This is a genomic window from Algoriphagus sp. 10J20-15 (assembly GCF_055809615.1).
Window position 1 is genome coordinate 49,196 of sequence record NZ_JBVVUG010000040.1, and the last position, 13,524, is coordinate 62,719.

The 13,524-nt window shown below is 41.9% G+C and carries 11 protein-coding genes and 2 pseudogenes; all 13 read right to left on the minus strand.

Annotated features, from left to right (window positions below):
• Position 1: 1 nt before the first annotated feature.
• Positions 2 to 757 (minus strand): DUF7507 domain-containing protein, encoded by a 756-nt coding sequence (locus AC0L6R_RS17290; protein WP_473272313.1) that lies wholly within the window; start codon positions 755 to 757, stop codon positions 2 to 4.
• 3 nt (positions 758 to 760) lie between these two features.
• Positions 761 to 856 (minus strand): annotated as a pseudogene (locus tag AC0L6R_RS17295) (DUF7507 domain-containing protein); the annotation flags it as partial.
• A 12-nt stretch (positions 857 to 868) separates the two neighbouring features.
• Complete coding sequence (locus tag AC0L6R_RS17300) at positions 869 to 1,360, minus strand: DUF7507 domain-containing protein (RefSeq protein ID WP_473272345.1); 492 nt, start codon at positions 1,358 to 1,360, stop codon at positions 869 to 871.
• A complete protein-coding gene (locus AC0L6R_RS17305) occupies positions 1,351 to 1,581 on the minus strand; it encodes a DUF7507 domain-containing protein (RefSeq protein WP_473272314.1) in 231 nt (76 codons plus the stop codon). Before AC0L6R_RS17305 ends, AC0L6R_RS17300 begins: the two co-directional genes overlap by 10 nt.
• A gap of 2 nt (positions 1,582 to 1,583) precedes the next feature.
• A complete protein-coding gene (locus AC0L6R_RS17310) occupies positions 1,584 to 2,966 on the minus strand; it encodes a DUF7507 domain-containing protein (protein ID WP_473272315.1) in 1,383 nt (460 codons plus the stop codon).
• Entirely contained in the window at positions 2,932 to 4,470 is a 1,539-nt protein-coding gene (locus AC0L6R_RS17315; RefSeq protein WP_473272316.1) for a DUF7507 domain-containing protein, read from the minus strand. Before AC0L6R_RS17315 ends, AC0L6R_RS17310 begins: the two co-directional genes overlap by 35 nt.
• Position 4,471: 1 nt before the next feature.
• On the minus strand, positions 4,472 to 5,185 hold the full coding sequence (locus AC0L6R_RS17320; RefSeq protein ID WP_473272317.1) for a DUF7507 domain-containing protein: 714 nt from the start codon (positions 5,183 to 5,185) through the stop codon (positions 4,472 to 4,474).
• Positions 5,115 to 6,005 carry a DUF7507 domain-containing protein gene (locus AC0L6R_RS17325; RefSeq protein ID WP_473272346.1) on the minus strand — a complete coding sequence of 297 codons (891 nt, stop codon included), beginning with the start codon at positions 6,003 to 6,005 and terminating at the stop codon, positions 5,115 to 5,117. Before AC0L6R_RS17325 ends, AC0L6R_RS17320 begins: the two co-directional genes overlap by 71 nt.
• Positions 5,935 to 8,643: a DUF7507 domain-containing protein gene (locus AC0L6R_RS17330; protein ID WP_473272318.1), complete on the minus strand. Its 2,709-nt coding sequence runs from the start codon at positions 8,641 to 8,643 to the stop codon at positions 5,935 to 5,937. The genes AC0L6R_RS17325 and AC0L6R_RS17330 overlap by 71 nt, the downstream gene beginning before the upstream one ends.
• Before the next feature lie 100 nt (positions 8,644 to 8,743).
• A pseudogene (locus AC0L6R_RS17335) lies at positions 8,744 to 10,639 on the minus strand (DUF7507 domain-containing protein); the annotation flags it as partial.
• 405 nt (positions 10,640 to 11,044) lie between these two features.
• Positions 11,045 to 12,070 (minus strand): threonine aldolase family protein, encoded by a 1,026-nt coding sequence (locus AC0L6R_RS17340; RefSeq protein WP_473272319.1) that lies wholly within the window; start codon positions 12,068 to 12,070, stop codon positions 11,045 to 11,047.
• A complete protein-coding gene (locus AC0L6R_RS17345) occupies positions 12,067 to 13,029 on the minus strand; it encodes a glycerophosphodiester phosphodiesterase family protein (RefSeq protein ID WP_473272320.1) in 963 nt (320 codons plus the stop codon). Before AC0L6R_RS17345 ends, AC0L6R_RS17340 begins: the two co-directional genes overlap by 4 nt.
• Positions 13,019 to 13,477 carry a DUF2721 domain-containing protein gene (locus AC0L6R_RS17350; protein ID WP_283411741.1) on the minus strand — a complete coding sequence of 153 codons (459 nt, stop codon included), beginning with the start codon at positions 13,475 to 13,477 and terminating at the stop codon, positions 13,019 to 13,021. Before AC0L6R_RS17350 ends, AC0L6R_RS17345 begins: the two co-directional genes overlap by 11 nt.
• Positions 13,478 to 13,524: the final 47 nt, after the last annotated feature.

Genomic DNA, 13,524 nt, shown 5'->3' on the forward strand with positions numbered 1-13,524 from the left:
TCTATCGTATAGGTGATAGTCTCGCTTCATCGAATGTAAGTGGCGAGGCTGTTTTCTCTATTTCGATGGCTGGACTGCCAAATACATAGACAATAGCCCGATCGCTATCAGTGACGGTGTCACCAGAAGGAGCCTGCCCTGTCGCAGTAGCTGTATTTACCAGTGTGGTATTGTCCACATCCGCTTGACTCAATGCATAGGTAGTCGTGTAAGTCCGGCTCTCTCCTGGAGCCATCTCACCGATCAATTCATCGAAATTAGTCAATGGATCTTCCACCTCCACATCACTCAAAGTCACATTACCCACGTTGGTTACTACTATCGTATAAGTAATCACTTCGCCAGCGGCGTTGAAGAACTTAGGATTAGAAGTTTTGATCACTTGTATGGCAGCGCTTTGCTGGCCAGTGACCAACTCGTTATCTGTATCCGAAACATCAACTCCTTGAGTGGTTTGACCAGCTGCGCTCGCGGTGTTTGGAATACTGCCGTTGTCAAGATCCTCCTGAGTGGTGGTGTAAGTTGTGATATAAGTTTCTACCTGACCTGGAATCATCAGCACGATCACTTCCTCCAAACCGGTCAACGGATCAATTACACTTACATTTTCCAGTGTTAGATTTCCGGTGTTTTCTACCTCAACCGTATAAGTAATGACAACCCCAGGTGCGCTGAATTCTTTAGGATCTGCAGTTTTTGTGATTGTTATTTCACCATTTTGAAGCGCCTGAATCAACACATCATCAGTATCGTTCACCTGATCATCATTTGGATCTAAACCACTGGCAGAAGCTGTGTTGGAAATAGAACCATTGTCTATATCATCTTGAGTTATGGTGATCGGTGTATCGTAGCTGGCGCTTTCGCCTCAAGCCAAAGTTCCAACTTCCTCATCCAATCCAGTCAGAGGATCGATTACCGTCACATCCGACAAGGTCACATTCCCGGTATTCGTCACTACCACCGTGTAGGTTACAATCTCGCCTGGGGTATCGTAGGTTGCTTTATCTGAAGTTTTTACTATCTCTATCGAAGGTGTCTGAATAGCCTCTACCAGCTCATCATCTGAATCGGTCACTAACGGAATACCGCTAGAAGCTGGAGGAACCGCTTGAACCGAGGCTGTATTTAGCACAGAACCGGTATCCACATCATTCTGATCTACTGTATAAGTGGTCGTAAAGACTTCTGAGTCTCCCGGTGCAAAATCAGTAAATTCTTCATCCATTCCTGTCAATGGATCTGTAACGACCACGTCTGTCAAGGTCACATTCCCTGTGTTTGTGACGGTCACCTGATAGGTAATTACTTCACCATTTTCGGCATAACTAGTCGTGATGGCTGTTTTATCTATGGAAATAGAAGAGCGCTTTCAATCGCTGGAACAGTCACTTCGTTGCTGGTCGCATTTACATCCCCATCATTAGTATCCTGACCAAGGGCTGAAGCCTGATTGGTATAAGAACCTGCATCGATATCTTCCTGCACGACCACATGCTCTGCGGTGACAATCGCACTTTTTCCTGGAGCCAAAGTAGCTATTGGGCTACCTCCGGTAATGATAGCCTTAGGATCTGTCACGACTATGTTTGATAAAGTGACATTTCCGTGTCAGTTACCACAATTGAATAAGTAATCACATCACCAACCGCTGAATATCGGGTAGTCGGAGATCGCTTAGTAGCCATCATGGATGGGGACTGAATTGCTGGCACGATTACCTCTTCGGTAGTCGCATCTACATTTCCATTATTCGTGTCTTTGCCTTGGGCTGTCGCCTGGTTAGCATAGAATCCTGCGTCCAAATCAGCCTGAGTTACGACATGCTCTGCAGTGATAGTCGCTGTTTCTGTTGGCGCCAAAGTCAACACTGGATTTCCTGAGGTAATCACAGCTTTTGGTTCGGTCACTGTAACATTTGACAGGGTCACATTTCCTGTGTTTTCAACCACAATAGTGTATTCTATCACATCTCCTACCTCATCGTAATCTGCAGTAGAACTTGCTTTTGTGGCGGTCAGGGAAGGATTCTGAACCGCATTAAGGGTTACCTTATTGGTAGTGGTAGAAATTGGAACACCTGTTTTCAAATTACCATCAGCCGTCGCCTGATTGGTGTAAGATCCTGCATCCAAATCGGCCTGCGTGACAATATGCTGAGCTGTTACTGTAGCTGTTGTTTGAGCAACTACAATTGGAATTGGATTTTCGCTGGTAATTTCTGCTTTAGGATCATTGATCTCCATATTATAGAAGGAGACGTTACCAGTATTATTAATCAGAATCTCATAATTGATCACTTCACCGACAAAAGAATAGGTGCTTTGCGGAGAAGATTTAGAGGAAGAAATAAATGGATTTTGAACCCCTGTAATTCTTTCCAAATCCGAATCAGAAACTGTATTTCCATTAAAATCCAGCCCTTCAGCAGTTGCTGTATTGTCTATTTTGGAATTATCTACGTCATCTTGGGTGACCGTATATGTGACCTCATAGCTCACTTCATCTCCTGGGGAGAAAACCTCCACTGTTTCTGATAATCCTGTCAATGGGTCAGTTACTTCCATATCAAATACAGTAATATTTCCTGTATTAGTCACGACGATGGTGTAATCTAAAACCTCACCCGCATTGATGTAGCTGTTTTGAGTTACTGATTTATCAATTGTTATCTGAGGATTCTGAGCACCATTCAGGTTTTCAGTGTCATCATCCTGAACAGTGTTTCCTAACAAATCCTGCCCTGTAGCATCTGCCGTATTTTCAATGATTCCCCGATCGACATCTTCTTGAGTCACTGTGTATGTTTCAGAGTATTCGCGACTTTCGCCAGGCTCCAACACCTCAATAGTTGTACTCAATAAGGTTTTTGAATCAGAAACTGTGATATCATAAACGGAGACATTTCCGATATTCTCAACTGTAATATCGTTAATGCAATACCTGCCCAACTTCGGTGTAACCACTTTCCTGAACTGATTTGGTCACTTCCAGCCTTGGGTTCTGAACCGCCGGTACGATTTCCTCACCTTCTGCTGGAGCTAGATTTCCACCAGCAGGAGTACCTGTAGCTGAAGCTGTATTTTTAAACTCACCAACATTTATGTCATTTTGATCTACGGTATACTGCGCTACAAAAACCCACGTCTCTCCCACGTCCAATGCATTGTCTGCATCTTTGTCGCCGCTTCTATAGGTAGGCCCTGTTGCTACAAACGGATCAGTGATGCTCACATCGGTGATGGTTACATTTCCGGTATTTTTCAGTTCCAAGGTATAATTCAATATATCACCTGGACTATTGTAATTATTTGGTGTAGTAGTGCTTGTCTTGGTCAAAAGCCAATCCGGATTCTGCACCGCGCCTGTGGTTTCACTATCAGTCAAATCCGGAATGTTGCCACCTGCCGGTTTGCCTTTAGCAGTTGCAGTATTGGTAAATGAACCATTATCAATATCCTGCTGAGAAATGACATGAGTCGCTACATAAATCCAAGTCTCTCCCACATCCAATACATCGTCATCGTCCTGATCACCTGACACATAAATAGGCCCAGTGGTTGCATCAGGATCTTGAAGATTAATATTACTAATAGATACATTCCCCGTATTGGCTAACGTAATGCTATAATTTAAGACCTCTCCTACTGAAGAATATGTGTTTGGATTATTGATACCATGCTTATCCAAAGTCCAACTTGGGCTTTGAATACTTGGCACAGATTCATCAGCAGATGATTGTATTGAACCACCTCCTGCTAACTGGCCTTGGGCGCGTGCGGTATTATCAAAACTACCCTTATCTACGTCTTCTTGGGTAGTCGTATAAGATGCTTCATAAACCCAAGTTTCGTCAATATTTAGGACACCATCTCCATCATCACCGCTGATATATGTTGGGCCGGTGTTCACATTTAGGTCAATTACTTGTAAAAGAGCTACCGTAACATTGCCTGAATTGGTCACGGTAATCTCGTAGTTAATATCTACTCCCGGAGCATCGAACTCTGTGATATCAGCATCTTTAGTAACAGTAAGCTCAGGCTCTCTATTTGCAAAAATATTCACAGCTCCTCCGGCAGAAACTATCTGACCTAAATAATCAGTCCCAGTGGCACTAGCCGTATTTAAGATGCTTCCTCGATCAATATCTGCCTGAGTAATGGTATAGGTGAATGTAAATGTTACTGATTCGTTTGGAGCCAATTCAGGAATGACATCTTCATAATCTGTAAAATTGTCTATGACATCTGTTTCAAAAACAGTCAGATTTCCTGTGTTGGTTACTACTATTGTATAGTGTAATATATCTCCAGGAGAACTATAAGTAGTTTCTTCTACTGTTTTCTCAAGTATCAATCTTGGATTTCTGGCACCAGTCACCTCTTCATCCGCTTGAGCAGAAACGGGATTATCGTAGTAATCAACACCTGCTGCAGTAACCGTATTAGTTACTTTTCCTACATCCAAATCATCCTGAGTTACAGAATAAGATTGGGTAAGGACAATTGTTTCTTCCTGGTGCGATGCTAGGCTCCGTCTGGGTAAGTCCTGTAAGCGGGTCTTCAATTTGTACATCAAAAATGGTGACGTTACCGGTATTTCTCACCACAATATTGTAGTCAATTACATCACCTTCAGATTTGTATCCACCTTGAACTGCTTCTTTTTCTGTGGTCAACTGAGGCGTTTGAACCCCATTAATATTCTCAGTATCTGAGGCAGTGAGCGTTTCATTAGAAGTATTTTGCCCTGTAGCTGTCGCTGTGTTGGTAATAAATCCTATGTCAATATTCTCTTGCGTGACAGTATATGTTTCGTTAAAAGTTTGGCTTTCTCCTGAAGCCAAATTAATTGTTTCATTCAAGCCTGTTAATGGATCAGTAACCACTACATTACTTAGATCATCATTCCCAGTATTTCGGACTACGATCGTATAATGAAGTACCTCGCCATCTTCACTGTAGCCAAATTCTTCGACATTTTTATATATACGTAATCCACTATGTGGACCTCCTCCATCGGTGGTTGTATCCGTATCTGAAATATCATTGTTATCAGGAGTCTTTCCTGAAGCAGTTGCAGAGTTCACTACTATTCCATTTGCCACATCGTCAGCAGTCACCGTATAGGAAGTGGTCACCGTAACTGATTCTCGCTGGTGCCAAATCCCCGACGTTTTCATCCAAACCAGTTAATGGATCAGTAACATTGATATCAGTGATGGTAACATTCCCCGTATTTGTGATCACAATAGAATAAGTAATTACTTCACCCTCTACCAAATCACCTGTTTTATCAGAAGATTTATTGACTGTCAATTCCGGGTTTTGGGCAGAGTTGACCACTTCGGAACCATCATCTTGCACCGAATCTCCATCTGTATTAGTGCCAGAGGCAGCAGCCGTGTTTTCTATAGATCCATTATCTATATCGTCTTGGGTAACGGTATAAGTTGTAGTGTAAGTAACTACTTCATCTGGAAGTAATGTATCAATTTCCTCAGTCATTCCTGTAAGAGGATCTATGACTGTTATATTATTAATCGTAGAATTACCAGTGTTTGCAACTACGATAGTATAAGTGATTTCTTCCCCCGCTTCATAATACCCAGACTTATCTGCTGTTTTAAGAACAGTTAGCTCATCAGATTCAGCACCATTAGTAGTCTGAGAATCCACGTCTGTCACATCTTCTCCATTAGGATCCTCTCCAGTGACTGTGACATTATTCTCTACAGTTCCAGAATCTATATCCTCTTGGGTAACTGTATAGGAGGTAGTGATATCAATGGACTCTCCTGGGGCCATGGTATCAATCGTCTGATCTAAACCCGTTAATGGATCATTAATCACCACTGGCGCTAAAGTAACATTCCCAGTATTGCTGACAGTTATAGTGTACTCAAGTACATCTCCTGCCTCTACATAGCCTTCATTGTTCAGTGTTTTTTCTACACTGATGGAAGGTTTTTGATCGGCAATTGAAGAAGCTCGAATCGCTATCTTCTACCTCTTCTCCATTGGGTCCTGATCCGGAAGTTGAAGCTGTATTTTCAATCGAACCATTATCTATATCCTCTTGTGTAATAGTGACAGTTCCTGTGTAGGTAACTTCTTCACCAGGTTCTAGTGAAATGCCACTTTCATCCAAGCCAATTAAATCATCCTCTACCGCTATATCGCTCAGACTTAAATTACCTGAGTTTCTAACTGTAATCGTATAGGTCAAAACGATGCCAGTATCATCGTAGGACACTTTATCTACAGATTTATTAAGTGAAATTTCCGGATTTTGTATGGCATCAATAGTATTGGTATCTGTGGCATCCGGCAAATCAAGTCCACCGGCTGGAGTTCCACTTGCATCCACAGTATTAGACACACTTCCGTTATTAATATCGTCTTGCGTAACCGTGTATTCTGCAGTAAAAACCCACGTTTCGTCAGGATCAAGCTTACCATTGGAATTACTATCTCCCGATACATATGTAGGGTCTGAAGTCAATGGATCCTCTACGGTAATATCTGAAATAGAAACATTTCCTGTATTCTCTAATTCAAATGTGTAGGTGATTTCCTCCCCCGCATTTGTGTAGGTATCAGTTGAAGGCGTTTTGGTTATTTCCCATTCTGCTATTTGATTAGCAGGAACAGTCTCATCATCTGAAATATCGGGCAAATTGCCACCTAACGAAATCCCATTGGCACCAGCTGTATTGGTGTGACTACCATTATCCAGATCATCTTGTGTGACGATGTAGCTAGCAGTATAAGTCCAGGTTTCGCCCACATCAAGGACTTGATCATTATCCAAATCTCCGGAGGTATAAACTGGTGGATTCGTAGCACCTACATCAAAAACATCTACACTTTTGATCGATACATTACCTGTATTTGTAATGACGATATCGTAAAAAATCTCCTCTCCCGCCTGAGTATATTCTTTTGGATTATTAGTAGCCGTCTTCTCCATATTCCAGCTTGGAAGCTGAATGGCATCAACGGTTACTTCATCCGTTTCATCCTGAAGTGTTCCCGCTGCAGAATCACCGGTGGCGGTCACTTCATTCGTATAACTACCATTGTCAATATCTTCCTGGGTGACGATATAGGTGGCAGTGTAAGTCCAAGTTTCACCTACATCCAGAATCCCATCTTCGTCTTCATCTCCCGTTTCATACGTAGGGCCGGAGGTAGCAGTCGGATCTTCGACCACAGGATTATTAATGGTAATGTTGCCCGTATTTTCCAAGACTATGGTATAGGTCAATTCATCCCCAACATTGGTATAATCTGTTTGAGATGTAGATTTATTAACCTCCATTTTTGGAGTCTGGGAAGCTTTGATAGTTTCCGAGTCGCTTAAACTGAAAGTTTTCCCATCAGGAGTAGTTGCAGTAGCAGTAGCGGTGTTTTCCAAAGTTCCTCGATCGACATCTTCCTGGGTGACCACATAAGTAAGCTCAAATGAAATTGTTTCACCAGGTTGGAATTCAGAAAAAATATCCGAAGTCCCCACTTTTGGATCGCTCACGACCACATCAGTAAGCGTTACGTTACCTGTGTTGACAATTTCTAGCGTGTAGTGTAGTTCATCTCCCGCTTCGTCATAACCGCTTTCTTCCACAGTTTTTGAAATGGAGAATTTTGGATTTTGGCTGCCGACGATGGATGCATCGTCTGTCGCATCCTCCAAATCTCCACCAGCAGGAGTTCCACTGGCTGTTACCACATTGGTGAATTCACCGGCATTTAAATCATCCTGATCAATGATATGGGTAGCCGTATAAGTCCATGTTTCGCCAACTTCTAATACACCGTCACCATCATCACCAGAAACATAATCAGGCCCCGAAGTAGCCTGAGGGTCACTCACGACTACATCACTGATAGAAACGTTTCCAGTATTCGATAAAACTATATCATAAGTCAGTTCGTCTCCGATTTCCCCATATCCTCCTTCATTGACAGATTTGGAAATGGTCCATTTCGGTGTCTGAGTAGCAGGCACGGACTCGCTATCATCTATATCGTCCAATTCTCCACCCGCAGGATCTCCTGTTGCTGAAGCAGTATTCTCAAATGAACCATTGTCCACATCTTCTTGGGTCACGGTATATTCGGCTGAGAAAGTCCAAGTTTCCCCAACATCTAGCTTTTGATTGTTGTTCTGATCTCCAGACAGATAATTAGGCCCAGCTGTGGCCTGCGGATCTGTAACTACCACGTTGTCAATAGTCACATTTCCAGTGTTTGCTACAACGATCGTATATGAGATCTTATCACCAGGCTTAGCATAAGTGACGGTAGAAGCTGTTTTGGAAATGGTCCATTCGGGAGTTTGCACAGCAGGAACCGTTTCTCCATCCGTAGCGGGATCCAATGTGCCAGATGGTGGATTTCCAGTTGCAGTGGCGGAATTGGTGAATTCTCCAGCATCCACATCGGCCTGAGTGACTGTATAAGAGGCTGTAAAAACCCATGTTTCGTTAGGGTCAATTTCCGAATCTCCATCCGTATCCCCTGATTCGTAGATTGGTCCTGAGCTGGCTTGAGGATCTGTAACATTTACAGCACTTATAGAAACGTTTCCTGTATTTTCTATTACAATAGAATAGGTGAGTTCGTCCCCAGCATTCAAATATTCGGGTTCGTTTGCTGTTTTGGTCAGAGTCCAGGATGGATTTTGAATTGCTGGCACAGAAGCCTGACCCGAGGGCATCAGGTATAGTTCCTGTCGTTAAATCCGCAGAAGCGGTAGCCTGGTTTTCATAGGAGCCATTATCAAGATCTTCTTGAGTTACCGTATGCGTTGCTGTATATTCCCAGGTTTCATCCACTTCCAAAACTCCATCTCCGTCATCTCCTGCCACATAACTAGGATCAGAATCCGCTCCAGGGTCACTTACTGTAGGATTCAGGATAGAAACATTTCCTGTATTTGCTATAGAAATGGTATACGTAAGCACATCTCCTACCTCGTCAAAATCAGATGTCTCGGTAGTTTTACTCAAGGTCCATGAAGGATTTTGAGTTGCATTGACGGTAGTACTCCCAGTCGCACTGTCCAGAGACCCGTCTATAGGATCTCCACTTACACTGGCATTATTTGTAACGCTACCGTTGTCAATATCTTCTTGAGAAACTTCATAGGTGGCAGTGTAAGTCCAGCTTTCTCCAACTTCCAGTACATTATCGCCATCATCACCAGAATCATAGGTTGGACCAGAAGTCACAGTTTCATCAGTCACTTGTACATTTGAAATGGAAACATTTCCTGTGTTGGTGATTACAATGGTGAAATCAAGTTGATCATCCGGGTTCGCGTAAGTGCTGGAACTGCTTTTAGTCAGAGTCCAGCTTGGATTGGAAACTGGTGAAGTAATTTCCTCAGCAGAATTATTCCCGCTGTCAGGATCATTTTCATTGCTGTCCGTTATAGAAGTTTCATTTTGATAGTCTGCACCGGAGATTGGCTCCAACACTTTTGCAGTAATCTGCAAAGTAGCTGATGCATTCAAGGCTAAATCCCCAACTGTCCAAACACCATTGCCATCGTCATAACTTCCTTGCGAAGCATTTTCCGAAACATACTCATATCCACTAGGTAGCTGGTCTTCTACAGTGATTCCAGTGGAAGGTGAAGGGCCATTATTGGTCACTGTAATCGTGAAAGTAACTTGGCTTCCTACATCCGGTGTACCGTTATTTACCGATTTGGCTATTTGTAGATCCGTCTGCGGAACAGGAGTTAGCGTAATAGAACTTTGATTATCCTCATTGTTGGGATCATATTGATCACTTGAGGCTGTCGCTGTGTTCTCATAGTTCCCCGATCCATTGACCAAAACAGTTATCTCAATACTCTCAGAGGCATTAACAGCCAGACTTCCCACATTCCAATTTCCCGAAGCAGGATCATAGTTTCCACCGCTGTTATCACTTATATAAGTGTAACCACTCCTCAACTGATCTTTGACTACTACATTTTCGGCATCATAGCCACCATTATTGATCACCTCTACAGTAAATACAACTTGATCACCGGCATTTGGACTTGAGTTGTTTACCGACTTATCTATTGCTAGATCAGCAATAAAAACTGGTGTAATTGTAATCTCTGCTGAATTATCATCTACCACTAGATCTTCTTCTTCGCTAGAAGCACTTGCTTCCACTAGGTAGTCATTGGTGTCTGTCACCTCTGCGGTAATAATCAGCGATTGTGATTCGTCCACATCTAAGGCTCCAACCGTCCATACTCCAGAAACTGAATTGTAGGAACCAGCACCATTGTCTGATTGATAACTATACCCACTAGGAAGCAGCGAAGTGACTTCAACCGAATTAGCTAAGTCAGGCCCCTGATTTAATACTGTAATAGTAAAGGAAACACTACTGCCAATAAATGGACTGGAATTGCTTACCTGAAGTGTCAACTCAAGATCAGTAGGTGCAAAAGTTTCTTTAGCTAATGCGCTATTGCCCCAATTATCATGGCTGACACCGCCCTGGGCAGGTGATACAAATGCGCATAAAATAAATAAAAGTAAAACTCCAAAATTGAAGTTAACTCTCAAATCTTGAACATTAATGTTTCTATAAAATCTCAGTGGAGATGAGTAAATTTTTTGCATATGAAAAATTGTTTTACAAAAAAAGCATATTAAAAATCCCTAAAGAATTAAAGGAATTTGAACATCGGTATAAATACTAGCTTAGTTATCTCGGGTAATTAAAGTTAAATATAGTGAAAAATTAAGATGTGATTGCCTATTTAAACTATGGATAAAGATAATATCACCTACGAAAAAACTTTAAAAAATAGCTTATTAAACACACCAAACAGCTTACTATCAGAATCTTAACAATAATTTAATTTTATCTGAAATCAACTTTCATTCTAATTGGAGTATATTTTGGAACGTTAGATTTTTAGGAGACAAAAAATTATTTACTGAATTTGCCTAAAACCAAAAGAATAGAATTATACCTCCAAAAACTTGAAATATACTAACAGTCCATTTGACTGTGTGTCCGCCCTAGTAATTGTGAAATACATTAATCTTTTCTCCAAAATCCTCCAATCCATCATCTCCAAAATCCAGATGAGTAACAAATCGAACTAAGTCCGGACCAAATTTTACAGCTTTGATTAATTCCCTGGCCGCAAGATTCTTTAAGAACTCTTCCGGTGAAATTCTATCCAATCGGGCAATCACAATATTCGTAGCAACAGGAAAAACCTCCGAAACGAAAGGCAATTTTGACAACATGTCTCCGAGAGTTCTTGCTCGAGCATGATCTTCTTTCAACCTATTCACATGAATATCCAAAGCATAAATTCCAGCAGCCGCCAAGAATCCAGCCTGACGCATTCCACCGCCCCAAGACTTTCTGACTTTTCTCGCTCGCTTGATATCAGCTGTTGAACCAAGGAGCAATGAGCCTACTGGGCAGCCTAGCCCTTTGCTCAAGCAAATAGAAATCGTATCAAACTGAGCCCCCCAGTCTGCTGGACTTTCTTCAGTTTCTACAAGTGCATTAAATAAACGAGCTCCATCCAAGTGCAGTTTCAGCCCATGATCATCGCATACTTTACGGATTGGCTTGACTTCATCTAGTGTATAAATACTTCCCCCACCCTTATTCATTGTATTTTCCAGAGAAACCAAGGTGGTCTCAGGCGCATGTACATCGTCAGGATTAATTGATGCTTTGATCTGATCAGCGGTGATTTTCCCCAGATTGCCATCTAACAATTTTACGGAAGCAAGGGAATTTGCCATAATTCCGCCACCTTCATAGAGGTAAACATGAGAATATTTATGGCAAATCACTTCAGTCTGAATTCGGGTATGCAATCGGATTGCGATCTGATTGGTCATCGTCCCTGAAGGACAGTAAAGAGCAGCCTCCATCCCAAATAGCTTGGCAGCTTTCTCTTCTAATGCATTCACAGTCGGATCTTCCCCAAAAACATCGTCTCCAACAGGCGCAGAAAACATCGCTTCCTTCATTCCTGCTGTAGGTTTTGTCACCGTATCGCTTCTTAAGTCAATAATCATTTTTTGAAATACTTGGATTTAGAACTTTTTGATGGAGCCAAAGTCTTGATGGCAGCTGCAGCTTCTATGGGACGATCAGTCGCCAGAATATCCGCACCTTTCTGCACAAAACTCGCATACAACTGATCTCCGCGAGCAATGGCTCTACCATCTAGGTTACCCAAAACGCCCAAAATAGTAAACACTCCTTTTTCATGTAAGGCTTTATTAAATTCTTGTGGACGCTCTGCTACTCCTGTAAAAGCAATAACTCTAGTCCAAGGAATCCCTGTTTCTTCAAAACGTTGGATTTCCTCTTCGTTTCGAATAGTCACCGACAGCATCAATTCAGGAGCCATGAAATGAAGCTTTTTGGCTGCTGCAAATGAATAGGTGATCAAAGCCGCATGAGCTTCAGAACCAGTATTCCGAACTACCTCAACTATCTTTTCATACGGAACAGACTGTTTGATATCGACTGTTAAAAGTGCTTTCCCCTTAGACCAAATCAAAGCTTCTTCAAAGGTTGGCACCTTGAAATCGGTAACATTCCCATCTTCATCTTTCAGAAAAAGGGCTTGAATCTCTTCATAGGTGGCATTACTCACTAATCCTTTACCAGTCGTAGTTCTGTCCAATTTATCGTCATGCATAAGAACCAAAATACCATCTTTGGTCATGGCCACGTCCAACTCGATAATGGTAGGAGTGTATTTCACCACATTGGCAAAAGTCTCAATTGCATTTTCAGGAAACCCAGAATATGGTCCGCCTCGATGTGCAGAAACCATAGGAATGCGATCCGAAGTCCAGGTATAAAAGTCCCGAGCTTCCTCTATACTACCTAATTGAATGTAATTATTAGATACTTCCTCTACTTTAGATTCTGCAGCAACTAATTCCTTTTGGTCTGCTGGCTTTTGGCTGCATGAACCAAAAAATACTAGCAGGAGCGGAATCCATAAAAACTTATTCTTCATCTTTTTTCGAATCTTTTTTGAATATAAAGTCTAGACCAGAGCTCCTCTTTCTGAAAATTTCTTCCATGTCTGCCAATTCCAGATTTAAAGCTTTGGTAGATATTTGGATCTCAATCAATGACAATCCAAGTGAAATCAGTAGTGACAACATGCTTCCTACGAACACCCAATTCGCTACCATGGTATAACCTCGAAATAGTAAATACATGCAAATGATGCATGATAAAAAGCTAAAAACCCCGAAGAGTTGCATGTTTTTGATGAGGGTAAGTCGTCGACGCAAATTATGAATCTGCTCTACTATTATTTCCTGATTAGAGGCCTCCATATAGTTTTTATGTAATCCTCTGATCAAGCTAGCTATAGCCAGAAACCTATTTGTGTAAGCTAGCATTAAGAGTGTGATTGCCGAAAAAAGTAAGGCAGGCGTTGAGAGTTGGAGTTCCATAGGCGAAAGTTAATAGATTAAAGATGCTTCTATTTCCCGAAAATGAA

What these genes read in the sequence shown, in the direction of transcription:
- AC0L6R_RS17340 (WP_473272319.1), bottom strand. Translation starts at nt 12,070, where the DNA reads ATGATTATTGACTTAAGAAGCGATACGGTGACAAAACCTACAGCAGGA.
- AC0L6R_RS17320 (WP_473272317.1), bottom strand. Translation starts at nt 5,185, where the DNA reads ATGAAAACGTCGGGGATTTGGCACCAGCGAGAATCAGTTACGGTGACC.
- AC0L6R_RS17350 (WP_283411741.1), bottom strand. Translation starts at nt 13,477, where the DNA reads ATGGAACTCCAACTCTCAACGCCTGCCTTACTTTTTTCGGCAATCACA.
- AC0L6R_RS17345 (WP_473272320.1), bottom strand. Translation starts at nt 13,029, where the DNA reads ATGAAGAATAAGTTTTTATGGATTCCGCTCCTGCTAGTATTTTTTGGT.